Below are 19,850 nucleotides of genomic sequence, written 5' to 3' on the forward strand. Positions count from 1 at the left end.
CGGTCCGGCCCTCGTGAAACCAAGGCCGGAAAACCAAGAAGCCGACGGTCGGCTCTGACTGTCGGCTTCCTTACTGCGGCGTTTCCTGCGGCTGTCGGCGGCGCTTAGCGCGGCGCGACCACCATAATCATCTGCCGGCCCTCGAGCTTGGGATGCGCCTCGACCTTGGCGACCTCGGCGACCTCTTCCTGCACGCGCTTGAGCACGTTCAGACCGATCTCCTGGTGCGCCATCTCACGACCCCGGAAGCGCATTGTCAGCTTGACCTTGTCCCCGTCGCTGAGGAAGCGGTTCACGCTGCGCATCTTCGTCTGGTAGTCGTGCTCGTCGATATTCGGGCGCATCTTGATCTCTTTGACCTCGATGACCTTCTGCTTCTTCTTGGCTTCGTTCTTTTTCTTCTGAGCCTCGTACTTGAACTTGCCGTAATCCAGGATCTTACAGACCGGCGGATCGGCATTCGGTGACACCTCGACCAGGTCAAGGCCGAAGCCTTCGGCCTGCGCGATGGCCTCGTCGACGCTCATCACGCCCAGCATGTCGCCATCGGGACCGACGCAGCGCACCTTCGGCACGCGGATGTCACGGTTGACCCGAGGGCCGTCCTTTTGCGGCGGGGTCGTATTAAAAGGTGGTCTGGCGATAGGTTACCTCCTGTGTTTCATTCAGCGGAGCGGCTGGCGGAACGATCCGGGGCCGCCGCTTCATCCTTTAGTCTATGAACGGCGTCGTCGAGAGCAAGGATTTCCTGCGCCTTGCCGCCGAGACGGCGGACCGCGACTTGCTTTCCTTCGGCTTCGCGGGCGCCGACGACAAGCAGCGCCGGCACCTTTGCCTCGGAATGTTCGCGGACCTTGTAGTTAATCTTTTCGTTCCGTAAGTCCAGAGCGACACGAAGTCCGGCGGCCTTGCAGGCGGCGGCAACCTCGCGCGCGTAGTCGTCGGCGGCGTCGGTGATCGTCGCGACGACGACCTGGACCGGGGCCAGCCACATGGGGAACCGACCGGAGAACTGCTCGATCAGAATGCCGATCCAGCGCTCCATGGAGCCGAAGATCGCCCGGTGCAGCATGACCGGCCGCTTGCGTTCGCCGCTTTCGGCCACATAGGTGGCGTCCAGCCGCTCCGGCAGCACGAAGTCGACCTGCAGCGTGCCGCACTGCCAGTCGCGGCCGATGGCATCGCGCAGCACGAACTCCAGCTTCGGGCCGTAGAAGGCGCCCTCGCCCGGGTTCAGGGTCGTCTCCAGCCCGGCGGCGTCGCAGGCCTCGCGCAGCGCGCCCTCGGCCCGGTCCCACACCGTATCCTCGCCGGCCCGGACCTCGGGACGGTCGGAGAACTTGATGCGGATGTCCTGGAAGCCGAAATCGGCATAGATCGATTTCAGCAGGTCGCAGAACCGGATGCTCTCGTCGGTGATCTGGTCTTCCGTGCAGAAGATATGCGCGTCGTCCTGGGTGAAGGCGCGCACCCGCATGATGCCGTGCAGCGCGCCCGACGGCTCGTTGCGGTGGCAGGAGCCGAATTCGGCCAGGCGCAGCGGCAGGTCGCGGTAGGACTTGAGCCCCTGCTTGTAGACCTGGACATGGCCCGGGCAGTTCATCGGCTTCAGCGCCAGGACCCTGTCGTCCTCGGAATTGGCCGTGAACATGGCCTCGCGGAACTTGTCCCAGTGGCCCGAGGCCTCCCACAGCGCCCGGTCGATGAGCTGCGGCGTCTTGATCTCCTGATAGCCGGACGCTTCGAGGCGGCGCCGGATATACATCTCGATCTCGCGGTACAGCGTCCAGCCCTTGGGGTGCCAGAACACCGAGCCGACCGCCTCTTCCTGGATGTGGAACAGGTCGAGCTCGCGGCCGAGCCGGCGGTGGTCGCGCTTCTCGGCCTCTTCGATCATCGTCAGATGGGCCTGGAGTGCCTTCTCGTCCGCGAAGGCCGTGCCGTAGATCCGCTGGAGCTGCTCGCGCTTGGCGTCGCCGCGCCAGTAGGCACCGGCCACCCGCATCAGCTTGAAGGCATGGCCCACGCCCTTGGTGGACGGGCCGTGCGGGCCGCGGCACAGGTCAAGGAAGTTGCCCTGGCGGTAGAAGCTGATCGTCTCGCCCTGGGGGATCGCTTCCGTCAGCTCGACCTTGAACGGCTCGTTCGTCGCCTTGTAGTGCTCAACCGCCTGGTCGCGGGTCCATTCCTCGCGCACGATCTTCTCGTCGCGGTCGACGATCTCGTGCATGCGCTGTTCGATCGTCTCCAGATCGTCCGGCGTGAAGGGCTGCTCGCGGTAGAAGTCGTAATAGAAGCCGTTCTCGATCGACGGGCCGATCGTCACCTGCGTGCCGGGATACAGCTCCAGCACCGCCTCGGCCAGGATATGGGCGCAGTCGTGCCGGATATGCGCCAGCGCCTTGTCGTCCTTGCGGGTGACCAGCGCCAGATTGGCGTCCTCGGAGATCAGGTGGTCGAGATCGACCGGCTTGCCGTCGACCTCGGCGATGAAGGCGGCCTTGGCCAGGCCGGGGCCGATATCGGCGGCGACGGCGGCGGGCGTGACCGGCGCGTCGTAGGAACGGACGGAACCGTCGGGAAGCGTGATGGCGGGCATTGGAGTTCTCTTTGTCGAAACCGGGGGCAGAGCGGGCGGAAGCGGTCCGGCCCCTCAGGGCCTCCGCTCAGGCGTCATGCCGCCTCGGACGCGCGCAGGAATGCGCCAGCCGTCCGAGACGGCCAGATAGTCAGCGTCCAAGTAGTGATGAGACCCTGCGGGTGCATGGGTTCGTCCGGTTTCGTTGCGTTCGTCCGGGTTTTACGCGCCTCGGCGGTGCGAGGCAAGGGCCGGGCGTAACGGGCGCTCCGAGCTCGGTCTTGCACAGCCCGAGGCGAACAGGTTCACTCGCCCCAACCGAACGAGCCACCGAGATCCGCGATGACGACCCAGATGCGACCGCTTCCCGCCCTCGATGTCGGCGATATCGTGCCCACGCTGCCGCTGAAGCGGCGCAACGGCGAGCCGTTCGACGTCCATGCCGACGACGAGTCCGGCAACATCGATCTCCTCGTCTTCGCCGGCGATCCGAAGACCGGCAAGCCGGCGGTCGACGCCCTGGCGGCGCGGCGCGACGATCTGGATGCTCTGGGGGTGCGGGTGCGGATCGTGCTGTCCGGCGCGGCCAAGGGCGAGTTCCCCTTCGCCGTTCTGAGCGATCCGGACGGCACCGCCTCGCGGCTGGCGGGGCTGACCGTCGCCCTGGGCAAGGTCACCGGCGGCGGTCCCGTGCTGCTCCTGGTCGGGCCTAACCAGCACCTGGCGGCGCGGATCGGCCCGCAGGACGGCAATCCGGCCGAGGCGGTCCTGGCGGTCGTCCGGCCGATGGTCGAGCGCCGCCGCGCCGGTCTGGTGCCGGTGATGCATCCGCCGGTGCTGGTCGTGCCGGACGTGTTCAACGACGCCGACTGCAAGCGGCTGATCAATATCTTTGCGATGCAGGGCAACGAGTTCGTCGAGCCCGGGCACAACCAGCTCCAGGGCCGCACCACCGACTGCAAGATGCGGATCCCGGATTACGGCCGCGACGACCGGATCGACCACTGGGTCTGCTCCCAGGAGACCAACAACATCATCGACGCCCGCATCGGCCCGCGCCTGATCCCGGAGATCCAGCGCGCCTTCAACTACCGGGTCACCCGCCACGAGCGCTATCGCATCGCCCGCTACGAGGGGGCGCAGAAGGGCTCCAAGCACGGCCACCGGGACAACACCCAGCCGGTGGTCGCCCATCGGCGGTTCGCGGTGACGATCAATCTGAACAGCGACGAGTACGAGGGGGCGGAGATCCGTTTTCCGGAATTCTCGGAAGCGATCTACAAGCCGCCGGCGGGGTCGGCGATCGTGTTCTCCTGTTCGCTGCTGCACGAGGTGATGCCGATGCGCTCCGGCCGCCGCTTCGCGCTGCTGGCGTTCCTGTTCGGCGAGACGTAAGGGGCTTCGGGTCTCCCCTTTCTCCGACTTCCTGGACGCGAAGGGCGCAGCCCGCAGCGATCCAGGACCGAGCCCCGGCGTCGGTCCCAGGATCCTGGACAGCCCCCCGGATCAAGTCCGGGCGGCTTCCAGGAAGTCGGATAGGGGTGGTGTCGGATAAGAGGGAGGTCTGAAGAGGCGCGCGCGAATTGGCGGCTTTTATCCTCCCTCTGCCTCTCCCTCTCCCTTTTCCCCGACTTCCTGGACGCGGAGGGCGCAGCCCGCAGCGATCCAGGACCGAGCCGCGGCGTCGATCCCTGGGTCCTGGACAGCCTCCCGGACCAAGTCCGGGCGGCTTCCAGGAAGTCGGATGGGGGTCGTGTTGGATAATAGAAGGGGTGGTGTCGGATAAGAGGGAGGTCTGAAGAGGGGCGCGCGATCTGGCGGCTTTTATCGTCCCTCTGCCTCTCCCGCTCCCTATTTCTCCGACTTCCTGGACGCGAAGGGCGCAGCCCGCAGCGATCCACGACCGAGCCCCAGCGTCGATCCCTGGGTCCTGGACAGCCCCCCGGATGAGGTCCGGGCGGCTTCCAGGAAATCGGATAGGGGTGGTGTCGGATAAGAGGGACATCTGCAGAGGAACCCGTGATCTGGCGGCTTTTATCGTCCCTCTCCCGCTCCCTCGCCTTTTCTCTATTTACCCGACCTCCTGGACGCGAAGGGCGCAGCCCGCAGCGATCCAGGACCGTGCCCCGGCGTCGGTCCCAGGGTTCTGGACAGCCTCCCGGATCAAGTCCGGGCGGCTTCCAGGAAGTCGGATGGGGGTCGTGTTGGATAGGAGGGACATCGGATCAGCGGATCCTCGGGTACCGGTGCCGGCCATCATGCCGGCCGCTTGGCCTCTTGCGCGGCGGCTTCGAACTGGTCGCGAGTCCAGGCGTTGCGGGACGGTGACGGGCCGATCCGGCGGCTTTCCTGGGCGCAGACCAGATAGTCGTGCAGCGCCAGTCCCTTGGTGCGGAAGGTGGGGAAGTTCCTGAAGAGCCCCTGGGGCCCGAGATTGTAGGCCATGTCGAAGGTGGCGAGCTGAACCCGGGTCGGCCAGGCCGCGAAGCCGCCGCCGACGTCCTGGAACAGCCGCTGCGCCTCGCCGAAGATCTCGGCGAACTTGCCCCGGAACAGGTCGGCCGACTGCTCCGGCGTGATGCGCAGGTCCGACAGGTCCTGAAACGCATTGGCGCCCCGCGGCGACCGGTCGGTCGCCGCGGCGACGGCGCCGTAGGCCGTCTGCTTGTCCGCCTCGCTCGCCGCCTGTCCGTTGCGCCCCAGAGGAAGGGCCGAGACCGCGGCGGCGGTCGGGATCATGTGGCCGATGCCGATGGTGACCTTGCCCACCGTGTCCAGATAGAGCCAGGGAATGTCACCTTCGAAACGCCGGGCGATCGGCAGGTAGTCGTCGGCGGTGATCAGCATGCTGAAACTCCCTGGCTGGAGACATCATCGTCGTGCGGCCACCGCCTCGATCTCGACCGTCCAGTCCGGGTTGGCGAGGGCGGAGATCACCAGCAGGGTGCTCGGCACCTTGCGGCTGCCCAGGAACTCGTTGCGGGTGGTCCGCATGGTCGGAATGTCGGCCGCGTCGGTCAGGTAGAACCGCAGGAATACAAGGTCGTCGAGGGTCAGTCCGGCATCCGCCAGCAGGTTGGCGATATTGGCAAAAGCCTGCCGGATCTGGGTTTCGGTATCCCGCCCGGCCAGCGTGCCGTCCGCCTTCAGCCCGATCTGGCCCGACAGAATGAGCCAGTCCTTTACTCCTTGCACCATCAGGCCCTGGGTGAAGGTGGGGATGCCGAGATTGGGTACGGTGTCCGGATCGTGGGTGGTGGTCGTCATCGTCGCCTCGCCGATTTGAAGAGATTATAGGGTTTTTGCGATTAAAGCAACCTTAAACTGCATTGATGTGTTCTAAAGTTGCAGTGAGCCGATCAGTAGCTCAACCGTCCGGCCATGTGGTCGAAGGGCAGCATGACATGCTCCCGATAGGCCGGACGTTCCTGCAGGCGGCGGTACCAGTCCTCCACATGGGGGACCGGCGGCCGCTCGATCGGGATGCCGAAATAGCGGAACAGGTTGGTGCCGGCCGGGATGTCGGCCAGCCCGAAGCGGTCGCCGCCGAGCCAGGGCCGGGTCGCCAGCTCGGCGTCGAGGAGCCGCATATGGGCGGCGCAGCGCGCCAGTTTCTGCGCCACGGCGGCAGTGTCCCGCTGCTCGGCCGGGGTCCGGTAGAAGCCCCAGAACACGCCGGTCAGGAAGTCCGGCTGCAGGGTGGTACCGGACCAGTCCATCCAGCGCTCCGCCCGCGACCGCTCGCCCGGATCCTGCGACCAGTACGCGTCCTTGCCGTACCGGGCGGCGAGATAGCGCAGGATGGTGTGGGATTCCCAGACCACCGTGCCGCCGTCGTCGATCACCGGCACCCGGCCATGGGGGTTCATCGCCCGGAAGGCGGGATCGTCGAGCCCGCCATGGTCGCCGCCGGCCGGGATATGCCGGTGCTCCAGCCCCAACTCGCCGATGAACCACAGAACCTTCTGCACATTGAACGCATCGCGGCGTCCCCAGACCGTCAGCATCGGATCTCTCCTCGACAGCGCCGGCGCTCAGCGGGCGGCGACGATTTCCAGTTCGACCCGCCATTCCGGCAGGACCAGGCCGGAGACCAGGATCAGGGTGCTCGGGATGACCTTGTCCTCGCCGAAGAACTCGGTGCGGGCCTGGCGCAGGGCCAGGATGTCGTCGCGGTCGATCAGGTAGATCCGCAGATGGGCGACGTCGTCCTTGGTCATCCCGGCGCCGTCCAGCAGCATGCCGATATTGGCGAAGGCCTGGCGGCACTGGGCGAGGGTGCCGGACGCGGTGGTGCCGTCGGGCAGGACTCCGACCTGGCCGGCGATGTGGAGCCACTTGCTCACCCCTTCGGTGACCATGGCGTGGGTGTAGTTCGGGGTGCCCATGACCGCCATGCCGGCGGGGTCGAGAGGGGTCTGCGTCATCGGTCGCTCTCCGCATTTGGGTGGAAGATCCGCACCGGCGGCGCGGGCGGGCCATTGAAGCGCAGATCCGGCTGCGGGCGTAGGGGGCGTCTTGCGCCGACAGCCCGATTCACTTCGCGGGCGCGGCGCTGTAGAGTGCCGCCGGCGAACCTGGGGGCGGGTATTCGGGAGACGGCGATGCTGCGGCACTGGCGTAAATTTCTGATCGGAACGGCCCTGGTTCTCGTGCTGGGCGTGGCCGGCGGACGCGGCGCGGAGGCCCACCCGCATGTGTGGATCGACGTGCGCACGACCGTGGTGACCGACGAGGCCGGGCGGGTGGCGGCGGTCGAGCAGGAATGGCTGTTCGATCCGATCTACTCCGCCTATGTGACCGGCGGCGCGGATCCGGCCTCGGCCAAGGGACGCAAGGCGCTGGCGGATCTCATGGACGAGAGCATGCGCAACCTGCGGGAATACGACTATTTCATGCGGGTGCGGGCCGACGGCGCGCGCCTCGCGCTGGCCGATGTGGCGGGCGGCTACACCTCCCAGATGTCCGGCGACCGGTTGATCTACCGCTTCACGGTGCCGCTGAAGCAACCCGTCGATCCGCGCGGCCACGACCTCGATATCGCCGTCTTCGATCCGACCTACTACATCGAGATGCTGCATCTGGAGGGCGACGTGGTCGCCTTTAAGGGGCCGAATGCGACCGGATGCGGGGCGCGGATCGTCCAGCCGGCCCCGGACATGGATGCCATAGCCCTGGCCCAGTCGCTCGACAAGGACGCCACCGCCGACGACACGCTCGGCGCCCAGTTCGCCGAGACTGTGATCGTCACCTGCAAATGAGCCCGCCGATGTCCACGAGCGAGCCGCGCGTGAATGCGCGCACCCTCTTTCCCGCGGTCGCTCTGGTTCTGCTGGTCTGCGCCGCGATCCTGCTGGCCTTTGCACCGCAGTTCGACCTGGCGATCCCGTACTGGTCGTATGTGGCTTTCGAGATCCAGGCGATCCAGCGCGAGCTGCACCGGGGGCTCGCCGCGGCCATCGCCGCCGTGCGCGACGAAGGCATGGTGGCCGCCTGGACCCTGGTCGGGCTGAGCTTCCTCTACGGCATCTTCCACGCCGCCGGGCCCGGGCACGGCAAGGTGGTGATCTCCACCTATCTGCTGACCCAGGAGAGCGAGCTGAAGCGCGGGCTGCTGCTGTCCGCCGCCGCGGCCCTGGTGCAGGGCATCGTCGCCATCCTGCTTGTGGAGGCGACGGTCCGCGTGCTCGGGCTGACCATGCGCCAGGCCGAAGGCGTGGTCCCGAGCCTGGAGGCGGCAAGCTACGGGCTGATCGCCCTGGTCGGCGCCGGTCTGGTCTTCACCCGCGGCCGCCGGCTGCTTGCCGGGCTGACGGAATACGGAGCATCCCACGACCACCACGATCATCATCACGGCCATGCTCATGCCCATGCCCACGATCATGCGCACGACCATGATCACGGGCACGACCACGGTCATTGCGGCCATTCCCATGGGCCGGCCCGCGAGGATCTGGCCGCCCCCCTGAGCCTGCGCAGCGCGGCGGCCCTGGTGGTGTCGATCGGCATCCGGCCATGCAGCGGCGCGGTGCTGGTGCTGGTGGTGGCCTATTCGATGGGGTTGCGGCTGACCGGCATGGCCTCGGTGCTGGCGATGTCCGTGGGCACGGCGATCACGGTCGGGTTCCTGGCCTCGCTGTCGGTCTTCGCCCGCGATCTCGCCCGGCGGCTGGCCGCCCGCCTGCCGGATCATGCCGGACGCCTCTCGCTCGCCTCCGAAGCGGTGGCCGTTCTCGGCGGGCTGGCGATCCTGGTGCTGGGACTGTTGCTGCTGCAGGCGGTGCTCACCGCCCCGGCGCATCCGCTCCGGTAAGGTCGCCCGTCAGTCGCGGATCGTCGGTCACCCAGTCGCCGATCGCCGCCAGCACCGCCGCCTCGTCCAGGTCCGCTAGGTCGTCCCGCTGCAGCCAGCGGGTATGCGGCCCGCGCGGCCCGGTGCGGCCGGGATCGCTGTCGGCGGAGAACAGGGCCAGCGTCGGCGCGCCGGCGAGAGCCGCCAGATGGGTCGGGCCGGTATCGTTGCCGATCACCAGCCGGGCCGCCCGGGCGACGGCGGCCAGGTCCGCCAGGCTGGTCGCCCCGGTCAGGTCCAGCGCCTCCGGTGCCTGGGCCTGGATCGCATGGGCAAGCCCGCTTTCCCCGTCGGTGCCGGCCACAACGCTGCCCAGCCCCCGCGCGTCGAGCCGGGACGCCAGCGCGCCGAACCTGTCCGCCGGCCAACGCTTGGCGGGCCGGCCGGGGGAGGCGCCGGGGATCAGCAGCGCGAAGGGCCTGGCGGGCAGGCGGTCGGCGATCGGGGCGTCGAGGAAGCTCAGATCGGACAGTGGAACGTCGGTAATTCCGGCGACCGCCAACTGTTCGCGCTGGCGGTCGACGGTGTGCAGCGGCGACGGGGCTTGGTAGACATGGCGGTGGCTGCAGCCCGGCACCTTGCCCGACCATTGCGGCCCGCCGGCTCCCCCCATCAACCGGAAATACGCGGCAGAGCGGTCGGAGGTCTGCAGGTCGTAGACCCGCTGGAACCGCCCGCCCCGCAGCTTTTGACGCAGCGCCAGCCAGGCAAGGGGGTTGAGCTTGGGTGCGGGATCGATCCAGATCGTGTCGAACAGCCCGCTGGCCTCCGCCAGGCCGCGATAGGCGGTGCGGGTCAGCAGCGTCAGGCGGGCCGCGGGATGGGCCCGGCGGATCGCCTGCATCGGGCCGAGCGCGAGCAGAAAATCTCCCAGCGCGCCGAGCTTGATGACCAGCACGCGCTCCATCGCCGCCGCATCGGTCATAGGCGTTCGCAACCCCGTTCCGACAGAACCTCGGTATAGACCGCCAGGGTGCGGGCGCACATCTGGTAGCGCGAGAAGTTCTCCCGCACATGGGCGATGGCCCGGGCGGAGATCCGCGCCCGGTCCTCCTCGTCCAGGGTCAGCGCGATGCGCAGGCCGTCGGCCAGGGCGGCGACGTCGCCCGGGGTCACCAGCCAGCCGGTCTCGCCCACGATGACCGTCTCTCGCGCGCCGCCATGATCGGCGGCGACGATGGGCCGGCCCATGGCCTGGGCCTCGATCATCACCCGGCCGAACGGCTCGGGGTCGAGGCTGGCGGAGACCACCACGTCGGCCAGCTTGTAGGCGGCCGGCATGTCGTCGGTGCGGCCGACGAAGTGGACAAAGCCGCCGACGCCGCTGGCATGGGCATGGGCCTCCAGCGCCTTCTTCGCCTCGGGCCGGGCGGTATCGTCGCCGACCATCAGGCAGTGGAACGAGCCCCGCTCCAGCCGGGCCAGCGCGTCGATCAACAGCTTGTGGCCCTTCCAGGCGGTGATCCGCCCCGGCATCATCACGATGGGCACGCCGTCCGGCAGGCGCCATTTGTTGACCAGCCGGATCATCCGCTCGGCCGGCACCTTGTCCGGATCGAACATCTCCAGATCCACCCCGCGCGGGATCACCCGCAGCCGGGCCGGGTCCAGCCTGTAGTCGGCGAGCAGCCGCTCGGCGATGTAGTGGGAGATCGCGATCACCCGCTCGCCACGCACCATCACCGAATTGTAGGCCCGCTTCAGGGCGGTGGAGGCGGCCGGGCGCTGGTGGAAGGTGGTCACGAACGGCACCCGGTTGTGCGCCGCCGCCCTCATCGCGTGCCAGGCGGGCAGGCGGGAGCGCGCGTGGACCAGGTCGACCCGCTCGCGATGGATCACGTCGACCAGCGAATCGAACGTGGCGCGCCAGTGCAGCGGATTCTTCGAATGCACCGGCAATTCGATGTGAGTGGCGCCGACCCGCTCCAGTTCGTGCACCATCGGGCCGCCCCGCGAGACCACGAGCGACCGCCAGCCGGCCTGGACGATGGCCCGCGCCATGTCGACCGTGCCCCGCTCCACGCCGCCGGAAACCAGGGCCGGCAGAACCTGCAGCACCGTCGGGCCCATTCCGCCGTGACTGGGCCGGAACGCCTCGAAATCTTCGGGGAAAATGTTAGGATCGGGCGCGGCGCTCGCGCCGGCCTCCAACGGCTCTGTCACCGGCAATTCCAGCAATCGGTACGGTCCAAATCGAGAAGGGACCCTAGCACAATGACGCCTTCGTCACAGCATGGTGAAACGCCTTCATCGGCACCCCGGACCCTGGCCACGCAGGACGGCGAGACCCTCGCCTATCATCACATGCCGGGGCGGGAGCCCGGGATCCTGTTCTGCGGCGGATTCATGTCCGACATGACCGGCACCAAGGCCCTGGCACTGGAAGCGCTGGCGCAAGAGCGGGGCCAGGCCTTCACCCGATTCGACTATCGCGGTCACGGCCAGTCCTCCGGCGCGTTCCGCGACGGGACCATCGGCAAATGGACGTCGGATGCGCTGGCCATCCTCGACGCGGTGACCTCCGGTCCGGTCGTGGTGGTGGGATCCTCCATGGGCGGCTGGATCGCGCTGCTGCTGGCGATCGCCCGGCCGCAGCGGATGGCGGGGCTGGTCGGCATCGCCGCGGCACCGGACTTCACCGAGGATCTGATGTGGGCGGAATTCGACGAGGCGGTCCGTCAGACGCTTATAACCGACCGGGTCTATCTGGAGCCGTCGGAGTATTCAGAGGAGCCCTACACGATCACCATGGACCTGATCGAGGAGGGCCGGAACCATCTGATCATGCGCGGGCCGATCCCGATCCGGGTGCCGGTGCGGCTGCTCCACGGAATGCGGGATACCAGCGTCCCCCACCGTCTGTCGCTTCTGCTGGCGGAGCGGCTGGAGACCGACGACGTGCAGGTTCATCTGGTCAAGGACGGCGATCATCGGCTCTCGACCGACCGCGATATCGCTCTTCTGGCCGCCGCGGTCGCCGAGCTGTCCGGCGGCTGAGGGGCGATCCCCGGCGTGAGGCGTTCGCTAGGACGATATGTCCTGCGGATCCGCCGACCGAAGGGGCAGGCGGATAATGGCGCAGGTCCCGGACTCCTTGCCCGAGCGGAACTCCAGGGTGCCGCCGAGCTCGGCCACCGTGCGCCGGGCAATGATGAGGCCGAGGCCGGAACCGGTATCGCCGTGCGGACCGACGGTGGTCGCCGAGCGGTCGTGGGGATCGACCGGGGCCATCTGCGCCGCAAGCACGGTCGGATCCATGCCGATGCCGTTATCGGAGACCACGAACATGGCCACGTTCTCCAGCGGCTCGCGCCGGGCGATCAGCGACACCCGGCCGCCCCGCGGCGTGAACTTGATGGCATTGGTCAGCAGATTGTTCAGCACCGTGCCGAGCGAGGCGGTATCGACGGCGAGCTCCGGCAGATCCGCCTGAATGTCGACTGCGAGGGTTAGCCCCCTGGCCTCGGCCATGGGGCCGTACATGGCGGCGAGGTCGTTCAGCAGCGCGCCGACCGAGACCGCCGACGCCTTGGAGCGGGCCATCGGCGCCTGAACGAGCCGGTCGCAGAGACCGATCATTTTTGTGGTCGCGTCATGCGCCAGCGCCGCGTATTCCTGATAGCGTGCGTTCCCCAGGGGGCCGAAACGCTCGTCTTTCATGATCTCCATGATGGCCGACAGGGCGTTCAGCGGATTGCGGAGCTCATGGGCGATCTCCCGCAGCTGGGCCGCGGCGTCCGGCGTCAAACGGGAGGACTCGCCAGAGGAGTCGCCGAGTTCATTTGGACGTTCTTTTGACATCATGATGCAAGTTTCCACCATCCTCTCTTACCATCCGGTAAAGAAGACGGCCCTGATCTTGGCGATTGTGGGGCTGGTTTTCGGTCACGTCGGGGCGGTCTTGGCCCAGAGCGACGGCAGCACCAGCCAGGAGGCGATGTACGACGCCTGCCTGAATCAGGCGCGCAGCGAGCCCAAGGCGGCTTACGAGGCGGCCCTGGACTGGCACAAGGCGGGCGGCGGCTTGCCGGCCCGGCATTGTGCGGCGGTCGCCCTGCTCGGCCTGGATGCGTTCGAGGAAGCCGCGACCCGCCTGGAGAAGCTGGCGGGCGAGGTGCCGGATGCGCGGGTCGACCTGCGCCTCGGCCTGATCGCCCAGGCGGCGCAGGGCTGGATGATGGCGGGCCGGGCGGAGCGGTCGGCGCAGCTCCTGTCCCTGGTGATCAATGTCCGGCCGAACGACCCCCAGCTCCGGGCCGACCGGGCGGTGGCGTCTCTCGCGCTCGGCGACTACTGGGCGGCGGTGGACGATCTCGACATGGCTCTGCAGGGCGCGCCGAAGGACGTGGAGCTACTGCTGTACCGGGCGTCGGCCTATCGCTATCTCGGCGTGCCGGACCTCGCCCGCGACGATGTCACCCGCGCCCTGGCCGTCGATCCCGACGCGCCGGGGGCATGGCTCGAGCGGGGCATCCTCGATCAGATCGCCGGGGACAAGCCGGCCGCCCGGCGGGCTTGGATCAAGGTGCTGGAGATCGCGCCGGACGGGATGGTCGGCGATGCGGCGCGGGCCCGGCTCGAAGCCCTGGACGTGGCCCAGTAGGCCAGGGCGGGTAGGTCAGGGCGGATAGATCCGGCGCCGTCAGACGACCAGCGCCTGATCCTCCGTCATCTCGTCGGGCAGGTCGGCGCTGCGGCCCGCTTCCGCGCTCAGGATCAGACCGGCGAATTCCGACAGGAAGACCGAGCCCTTCACCGTGCGCTGGACCAGCACGCTGCGCCGGTCCTCCTCGTCCACCTTGCGGCGCAGGAAGCCGAGGGTGCACAGCCGGTCGAGCGCCCGGGTCACCGCCGGCTTGGAGATGTTCAGGGCGACGGCGAGGCCGCGCACCGTATGGGGCGGCGTGGTGAGATAGACGGTCAGCAGCAGGCCCATCTGCCGCGCGGTGAGGTCGGGTCCGTCCCGGCGCACGCTCTGAACGGTGGCGGCTCTCCACAGGTTGAGAACGCGGTGCTGCTGATCGGATCGGTGCATCGACGGGCCTTCCCCGGTCATTCCGGAAGCGGATCGAAGATACATGTGCTTGGCGGCAAAGGGAAGAGCGATCGTTTCGATACCAGTCGACCCGTCAGCCGCCGAACCGCGCCTTGATCGTGTTGAAGGTCGCGCGGATGCCCTGAGCCTCGCCGCCCTGAGGCCTTCCCGGCCGGTCGCTCAGGTTCCAGGCGATCAGATCCACATGCATCCAGGGCGTTGTTTTGGAAACGAAATGCTCCAGGAAAAGCGCCGCGGTGATGGCGCCGCCATAGGGGCCGGAACCGGTGTTCGACAGGTCCGCGATCTTGGTCTTGAGCATGGCCTTGTAGGGCTGGTGCAGCGGCAGGCGCCACAGCGGATCCTCCTCGGCGAGCCCGCCGGCGAGGATCTCCCCGGCCAGCGAATCGTCGTTGCAGAACAGCGCCGGCAGGTCCGGGCCGAGCGCCACCCGCGCCGCGCCGGTGAGGGTGGCGAAGTCGATCAGCAGATCCGGCTTCTCGCTGTCCGCCTCGGTCAGGGCGTCGCACAGGACCAGCCGGCCCTCGGCGTCGGTATTGCCGACCTCGACCGTCGTGCCCTTGCGGGTGCGGCAGATATCCATCGGCAGGAAGGCGTTGCCGGAGACCATGTTCATGACCGCCGGCACGAGCACGCGCAGGCGCACCGGCAGGTTCGCCGCCATGATCATGCGGGCCAGCGCCAGCACCTGGGCGGAGCCGCCCATGTCCTTCTTCATGGTCAGCATGCCGTTCGACGGCTTCAGGTCGTAGCCGCCGGTGTCGAAGCACACGCCCTTGCCGACCAGGGTGACCTTCGGGTGCTTGGCGTCGCCCCAGGCGATGTCGATCAGGCGCGGCTCGTCCTCCGCCCCGCGGCCGACCATGTGGATGGTCGGGTAGTTCTTCTTCAGGAGCTGGTCGCCGACGGTGACGGCGATCTTCGCCTTGAACTCCTTGGCCAGGGCCTTCGCCGCCTCGGCCAGATCGCTCGGCCGCAGGTCGGAGCCCGGGGTGTTGATCAGGTCGCGGGCGAGGGTCGTCGAGGTGGCGATATTCTCCACATGGTCGCGGTCCGCCCCCTTCGGCCAGACCAGCTCCGCCTCGATCTCGGGCATCTCGGTGTAGCGGGTGAAGCGGTAGGTCGCCAGCGCCCAGCCGGTGGCCGCCCGGGTGGCGTCCTCGGACGAAAGGTCGGCGTCGATCGCGTAGCGCCCAGCGGGCAGGCTCGCGGGCAGGCCGGCGAACTCCCACAGGCCGATCCGATCGGCGGTCTCGACCCCGACCAGAACCCGGGCGATATCGCCGGATTTTCCGGGAACGATGCAGGTCTCGCCGGGCTTTGCCTTGTAGCCGGTGGCCGCGATCCAGGCCTTGGTCGCCGCATCGGCTTCGACCGCCCATTCCGTCAGACCGTCAGCGGTGACCGGGGTGACCGGGATGGTTCCGGCGGTGGCGCGGGCGACGAGGTTGAAGGCCACGGCGATGCTCCTGGCTGATGGCGACCGGACGAATGGTCAGTGACAGTTTCGTTCTTTCGGTATACTCGCTGCGGCTTAACAGGCACAAGCAAGCACCCCACATGAGGGGTCTGCGCAACTGAACGGCGAGAGGTTATGTCAGACACGGCCGACCTTCCCCTGACGTTGATCATCGGGAACAAGAACTACTCGAGTTGGTCTCTTCGGGCCTGGTTGATCCTCCGTCAGGCGGGTCTCAAGGCCGATGAGGTGCTGATTGCGCTGAGCGAACCCGGCTCCAAGAGCGAGCTGCTGAAACACTCCCCCTCCGGTCGCGTTCCCTGCCTGGTGCACGGCGACCTGACGATCTGGGACAGCCTTGCGATCGGCGAATACGTTGCCGAGCTGGCGCCGGATGCCGGGCTTTGGCCGGCCGATCGGTCGGCCCGCGCCCTGGCCCGGTCGGTCTCTGCGGAGATGCACAGCGGTTTCAGCGCCCTGCGCGCCAACATGCCGATGAACATCCGCTCGTCCTTCCCCAAGGAAGGCCGCAAGCCGGGTGTGCAGGAGGATATCGATCGGGTGAAGGCGATCTGGCGTCTCTGCCTGTCGCGCCATGGCGGGGACGGACCGTTCCTGTTCGGCCACTTCACCATCGCCGACGCCATGTACGCGCCGGTGGTCAGCCGCTTCCGCACCTTCGCGGTGGACCTGGGCGAGCAGGAACAGGCCTATGCCGATGCCATCTGGTCGATGCCGGCGATGAAGGAATGGGTCGAGGCGGCCGAGGACGAGCCCATGGTGATCGACGACGCCGAGTTCTGAGCGGAGCCCGCTGCGTCAGCGGACGCTCAGTCGGCGTCGTTCACGCAGTGGACCGGCCGATCGAAATAGGTGGAATCCGAGCACCGTTTCCCCATGACCTTGTTCAGGTGGTAGAAACCGTTGCGTCCCGTCGCCAATTGCGGGCCGACGGCCAGCGCGCCGCCTCCCCAAACATAGGGATTACATCCCGCAAGCATGCCAAGAAGCAGGGCTGCGACGGACAGTCGGGCGATGGTGGTCTGGAACATCGTAATCCTCCGAACTTCTTTCGGGGGGCCGGTCGGCCGGGCTTCGCCCTTTTGGCGATGGGGCGATAATACATAAAATACCGCGTATTTCCACGCTGAATCCGTGTTGCGAGTGACTCGCAAAACGATCTTGCGCCATGGGGGCTTTGCCCTGAGGGTATGGAACCCTATCTTCGCGGCATACTCAATCGGAGCACGTTCACATGTCCGTCGCTGAAACCCTCGCGACCGCCGCCTCCCCCGACACGCTCGACCTGCTGCTGACGCGCCGCTCGGTCGTCGCCAAGAACCTGGGCGAGCCGGGACCGGACGCCGAAACCCTGAAGAAGATCATCGCCGCCGGTCTGCGCGTGCCCGATCACGGCAAGATCGGCCCCTGGCGGGTCCAGATCCTGCTGAAGGACGGCCAGGCCGCCCTGGGCGATGTCTTCGCGTCGGCCTATCTGGCCGAGAATCCGGATGCCGAGGAGCGGATGGTGGAGATGGAACGCCATCGCCCGCAGCGCAGTCCGGTCCTTCTGGCGGTGACGTCCAAGATCGACCCGCACCACCCCAAGATCCCGGAGCTGGAGCAGCGGCTGTCCGGCGGGGCGCTGTGCCAGAACATCCTGGTGGCGGCCCATGCCAGCGGCTTCGCCGCCCAGTGGCTGACCGAGTGGCCGGCCTTCCACGCCTCGGTGAAGGAAGCGCTCGGCCACAGCCCGGAGACCGACATCATCGGCTTCATCTATATCGGCACCCCGACCGAGGCGCCGACAGAGCGCGGCCGCCCGGCCTACGAGGACGTGGTCAGCGCGTGGACGGGGCCGGAACCCCGGGCCTGACGCCGCTCACCCCTCGGCGGCGTCGCGCTGGGCGAACCGGCGCCGCGTGTCGGCGAAGGCCCGCATCCTGGCCTCGACCTTGGCGTTGATCGTTCCCTCGGGATAGCTGCCGTCGGCCCCGCGCGGGCCGGCGGGCACGCCGGTCAGGATCTCGATGCCCTCGGCGATGCTCGACACCGCCCAGATCCGGAACTTGCCCTTCTTGACCGCGTCCCGCACCTCCTCCTTGAGCATCAGGTGGCGCACATTGGCGGCCGGGATCATCACGCCCTGGTCGCCGCTCAGGCCCCGTGCCGCGCAGATGTCGAAGAACCCCTCGATCTTCTCGTTCACCCCGCCGATCGCCTGCACGTCGCCCATCTGGTTGACCGAGCCGGTGACGGCGATGCCCTGGCGGATCGGCACCTCGGAGAGGGCCGAGAGCAGGGCGTAGAGCTCGGTGGACGACGCGCTGTCCCCGTCCACCCCGCCATAGGACTGCTCGAACACCACGCTGGCCTGCAGCGAGGCCGGGACGTCGGTGGCGTAGGTCGCCGCCAGATAGCCCTGCAGGATCAGCATCCCCTTGGAATGCAGCGGGCCGCCCAGCTCGACCTCGCGCTCGATATCGACCACCTTGCCGTTGCCGGGGCGCACGCGGGCGGTGATGCGGGTCGGCCGGCCGAAGGCGTGGGTGCCGATCTGCAGCACGCTCAGCCCGTTGACCTGGCCGACCGTCTCGCCCTCGGTGGCGATCAGCATGGTCTCGGCCAGGATCTGCTCGCGCATGCGCCGCTCGATCCGATCGGAGCGCCGGCGATAGGCCTCCAGGGCGGCCTCGACATCGGCCTCCACGACGGTCCGGTGATTGTGCTCGCGGGCCTGGTAGTCGGCCTCCCGCATGAGGTCGGCGATCAGCCCGACCCGGGTGGTCACCCGCTCGCGGTCGGACACCAGCCGCGAGCAATGCTCGATCACCCGCTCCACCGCCTTGCGGTCGAAGGGGCGCAGGGTCTCGTTCTTCTGGATCGTGGCGATCAGCCGGGCGTAGAGCGCGTCGTGCTCGGCGTCGCGCTCCATGATATCGTCGAAATCGGCCGCCACCTTGAACAGGTCGGCGAAGTCCGGATCGGCGGCGGCGAGCATGTGGTAGAGCTGCTGGTCGCCGAACAGCACCACCTTCACCGACAGCGGGATCTCGGCCGGCTGGATCGAGACGGCAAGCGCCGTGGTGGCCGCGTCCTGGGGGCTCTCGATCGTGACGCTGCCGCTGTAGAGCGCCCGCTTCAGCGCATCCCAGGCGAAGGGTTGCTGCAGCAGCTTGCGCGCGTCGATCAGCAGGTAGCCGCCATTGGCGCAATGCAGCGCGCCGGGGCGGATCAGGGTGAAGTCGGTCAGCATCGAGCCCATCTGCGCCCGGTATTCGATCCGGCCGACTAGCCGTCCCAGGGTCGGGTGGTCCTCGATGATCACCGGCGCGCCGGCCTCGGGATCGTGGCTGACGAAGACGTTGACCCGGAACCGCCGCTGCGGATCGGGGGCGGCCGCGGGATCGGTCTGGCCGGGGCCCTGCTTGGCCTCGTTCGGCTGGGCGAAGAGGTGGATCTTCTCGACCAGCTCCTGCTGCAGCGACGCGAGCCAGGCAGCCAGCTCCTCGGTCGGCGTCAGGCCGTCGCGGACCTCCTCGATCTCCTCGTCCACCATGGACCGGGCGACGGTCTCATTCAGAGTGCGGATCGCCTTCTGGCGGTTGCGCTCCAGCAGCGGCGCCTTGTGCAGGGCGTCGCGCAGCATGGACTGGACCTCCTGGATCGAGGCCTGGAGCCGCTCGCGCCGGACCTCGGGCAAGGCGTTGAACTTCTCCTGCGCCATCGGCTTGCCGCCGTCTTCGGGGGCGACGGCGAAGCCCTGCTCCGTGCGCACCAGGACCAGCTCGCGCTCCTTCGCCGCGGCCGCGACGGTTTCCAGCGCCTTCTCGCCCTCCTTGGCGAATTCCTGGTCGATCGCTTCGCGGCGGGAGCGGTACTCGTCGCCTTCGAGCACGGCGGCCACGGAGGCGGTCAGGTCATCGATCAGTTTCTCGATGCGCCGGTGCAGGTTGTGACCTTCCCCGGGCGGCAGGCGCAGGGCGATGGGACGGTGCGGATCCTTGAAGTCGTTGACATAAACCCAGTCGTCGCCGGACGGGAAGCGGGTCGCCCGCTCCTGCAGATAGCCGCGCACGGCGGCGTGCTTCCCCGAGCCCTTCGGGCCGATGACGAAGAGGTTGTAGCCGCGACCGCGCATCCGGGCGGCGAAGCGCACCGCCTCCAGCGCCCGGTCCTGGCCGATCAGCGTATCGACCGGCTCCAGGTCCTTGGTGGTCTTGAAGCCGAGCCCCGAAAGGTCGGTGTGGCGGTACAGGTCGGCGACGTTCAGGGCGGGGATGGGCATATCGATCCTCTGGGCGGGAGCCGGGGCATTCGACACCGCGGCGCCCGGAATGTCGAGGCTCGACGCCGGGCCGCACGGGCGGTGTAATGACCGGACCGACCCGGAGACCCAAACCAT

The 19,850-nt window shown here is 68.1% G+C and carries 20 protein-coding genes; 7 read left to right on the forward strand and 13 right to left on the reverse strand.

The genetic code is table 11. The features are described 5' to 3' along the window. Positions 1–104: 104 nt before the first annotated feature. Positions 105–644, reverse strand: coding sequence for a translation initiation factor IF-3 (infC, locus tag T8K17_RS06245; RefSeq protein WP_416153193.1), 540 nt, complete (start codon positions 642–644; stop codon positions 105–107). A 17-nt stretch (positions 645–661) separates the two neighbouring features. Beyond that, positions 662–2,599 carry a threonine--tRNA ligase gene (gene thrS / locus T8K17_RS06250; RefSeq protein ID WP_322333640.1) on the reverse strand — a complete coding sequence of 646 codons (1,938 nt, stop codon included), beginning with the start codon at positions 2,597–2,599 and terminating at the stop codon, positions 662–664. 321 nt (positions 2,600–2,920) lie between these two features. On the opposite strand from thrS, the gene T8K17_RS06255 reads away from it, so the two are divergent. Next, on the forward strand, positions 2,921–3,973 hold the full coding sequence (locus tag T8K17_RS06255; RefSeq protein ID WP_322333641.1) for a 2OG-Fe(II) oxygenase: 1,053 nt from the start codon (positions 2,921–2,923) through the stop codon (positions 3,971–3,973). An 861-nt stretch (positions 3,974–4,834) separates the two neighbouring features. On the opposite strand, the gene T8K17_RS06260 is transcribed toward T8K17_RS06255, so the two are convergent. From T8K17_RS06260 to T8K17_RS06275, 4 genes are all read right to left on the reverse strand, one after another. After that, entirely contained in the window at positions 4,835–5,425 is a 591-nt protein-coding gene (locus tag T8K17_RS06260; RefSeq protein ID WP_322333642.1) for a hypothetical protein, read from the reverse strand. 24 nt (positions 5,426–5,449) lie between these two features. Beyond that, positions 5,450–5,845 (reverse strand): RidA family protein, encoded by a 396-nt coding sequence (locus T8K17_RS06265; RefSeq protein WP_322333643.1) that lies wholly within the window; start codon positions 5,843–5,845, stop codon positions 5,450–5,452. A 92-nt stretch (positions 5,846–5,937) separates the two neighbouring features. After that, positions 5,938–6,585: a glutathione S-transferase gene (locus tag T8K17_RS06270; RefSeq protein ID WP_322333644.1), complete on the reverse strand. Its 648-nt coding sequence runs from the start codon at positions 6,583–6,585 to the stop codon at positions 5,938–5,940. A gap of 27 nt (positions 6,586–6,612) precedes the next feature. Beyond that, positions 6,613–7,005 (reverse strand): RidA family protein, encoded by a 393-nt coding sequence (locus tag T8K17_RS06275; RefSeq protein WP_322333645.1) that lies wholly within the window; start codon positions 7,003–7,005, stop codon positions 6,613–6,615. 177 nt (positions 7,006–7,182) lie between these two features. On the opposite strand from T8K17_RS06275, the gene T8K17_RS06280 reads away from it, so the two are divergent. Together T8K17_RS06280 and T8K17_RS06285 are read left to right on the forward strand one after the other, a co-directional pair. Continuing rightward, positions 7,183–7,839, forward strand: a complete 657-nt coding sequence (locus tag T8K17_RS06280) for a DUF1007 family protein (protein ID WP_322333646.1) — start codon at positions 7,183–7,185, stop codon at positions 7,837–7,839. 8 nt (positions 7,840–7,847) lie between these two features. Beyond that, on the forward strand, positions 7,848–8,891 hold the full coding sequence (locus T8K17_RS06285) for a nickel/cobalt transporter (RefSeq protein WP_322333647.1): 1,044 nt from the start codon (positions 7,848–7,850) through the stop codon (positions 8,889–8,891). On the opposite strand, the gene T8K17_RS06290 is transcribed toward T8K17_RS06285, so the two are convergent. Both T8K17_RS06290 and T8K17_RS06295 read right to left on the reverse strand, forming a co-directional pair. Beyond that, a complete protein-coding gene (locus T8K17_RS06290; protein WP_322333648.1) occupies positions 8,863–9,855 on the reverse strand; it encodes a glycosyltransferase family 9 protein in 993 nt (330 codons plus the stop codon). The genes T8K17_RS06285 and T8K17_RS06290 overlap by 29 nt on opposite strands. After that, a complete protein-coding gene (locus tag T8K17_RS06295) occupies positions 9,852–11,093 on the reverse strand; it encodes a glycosyltransferase family 4 protein (protein ID WP_322333649.1) in 1,242 nt (413 codons plus the stop codon). Before T8K17_RS06295 ends, T8K17_RS06290 begins: the two co-directional genes overlap by 4 nt. 51 nt (positions 11,094–11,144) lie before the next feature. Here T8K17_RS06295 and T8K17_RS06300 point away from each other — a divergent pair, with 51 nt between their 5' ends. Next, positions 11,145–11,927 carry an alpha/beta hydrolase gene (locus tag T8K17_RS06300; protein ID WP_322333650.1) on the forward strand — a complete coding sequence of 261 codons (783 nt, stop codon included), beginning with the start codon at positions 11,145–11,147 and terminating at the stop codon, positions 11,925–11,927. Positions 11,928–11,954: 27 nt separating this feature from the next. Here T8K17_RS06300 and T8K17_RS06305 read toward each other — a convergent pair whose 3' ends face one another. Next, entirely contained in the window at positions 11,955–12,677 is a 723-nt protein-coding gene (locus T8K17_RS06305) for a HAMP domain-containing sensor histidine kinase (RefSeq protein WP_322333651.1), read from the reverse strand. Between the two features lie 58 nt (positions 12,678–12,735). Between T8K17_RS06305 and T8K17_RS06310 the strand changes: the two genes are divergently transcribed. Continuing rightward, entirely contained in the window at positions 12,736–13,533 is a 798-nt protein-coding gene (locus T8K17_RS06310; RefSeq protein ID WP_322333652.1) for a hypothetical protein, read from the forward strand. A gap of 39 nt (positions 13,534–13,572) precedes the next feature. Here T8K17_RS06310 and T8K17_RS06315 read toward each other — a convergent pair whose 3' ends face one another. Both T8K17_RS06315 and T8K17_RS06320 read right to left on the reverse strand, forming a co-directional pair. Next, positions 13,573–13,965: a MarR family transcriptional regulator gene (locus T8K17_RS06315; RefSeq protein ID WP_322333653.1), complete on the reverse strand. Its 393-nt coding sequence runs from the start codon at positions 13,963–13,965 to the stop codon at positions 13,573–13,575. A gap of 94 nt (positions 13,966–14,059) precedes the next feature. After that, a complete protein-coding gene (locus tag T8K17_RS06320; protein ID WP_322333654.1) occupies positions 14,060–15,445 on the reverse strand; it encodes a leucyl aminopeptidase family protein in 1,386 nt (461 codons plus the stop codon). A gap of 135 nt (positions 15,446–15,580) precedes the next feature. Between T8K17_RS06320 and T8K17_RS06325 the strand changes: the two genes are divergently transcribed. After that, entirely contained in the window at positions 15,581–16,249 is a 669-nt protein-coding gene (locus tag T8K17_RS06325) for a glutathione S-transferase family protein (RefSeq protein WP_322333655.1), read from the forward strand. 26 nt (positions 16,250–16,275) lie between these two features. Here T8K17_RS06325 and T8K17_RS06330 read toward each other — a convergent pair whose 3' ends face one another. Continuing rightward, complete coding sequence (locus T8K17_RS06330) at positions 16,276–16,497, reverse strand: hypothetical protein (RefSeq protein ID WP_322333656.1); 222 nt, start codon at positions 16,495–16,497, stop codon at positions 16,276–16,278. Between the two features lie 203 nt (positions 16,498–16,700). Between T8K17_RS06330 and T8K17_RS06335 the strand changes: the two genes are divergently transcribed. Further along, positions 16,701–17,321: a nitroreductase gene (locus tag T8K17_RS06335; RefSeq protein ID WP_322333657.1), complete on the forward strand. Its 621-nt coding sequence runs from the start codon at positions 16,701–16,703 to the stop codon at positions 17,319–17,321. Between the two features lie 6 nt (positions 17,322–17,327). Here the strand turns inward: T8K17_RS06335 and T8K17_RS06340 are convergent, their stop codons facing one another. Further along, positions 17,328–19,733, reverse strand: coding sequence for an ATP-binding protein (locus T8K17_RS06340; RefSeq protein WP_322333658.1), 2,406 nt, complete (start codon positions 19,731–19,733; stop codon positions 17,328–17,330). Positions 19,734–19,850 lie beyond the last annotated feature (117 nt).

It is taken from the genome of Thalassobaculum sp. OXR-137 (assembly GCF_034377285.1).
In the GTDB taxonomy this organism is placed as follows: domain Bacteria; phylum Pseudomonadota; class Alphaproteobacteria; order Thalassobaculales; family Thalassobaculaceae; genus Thalassobaculum.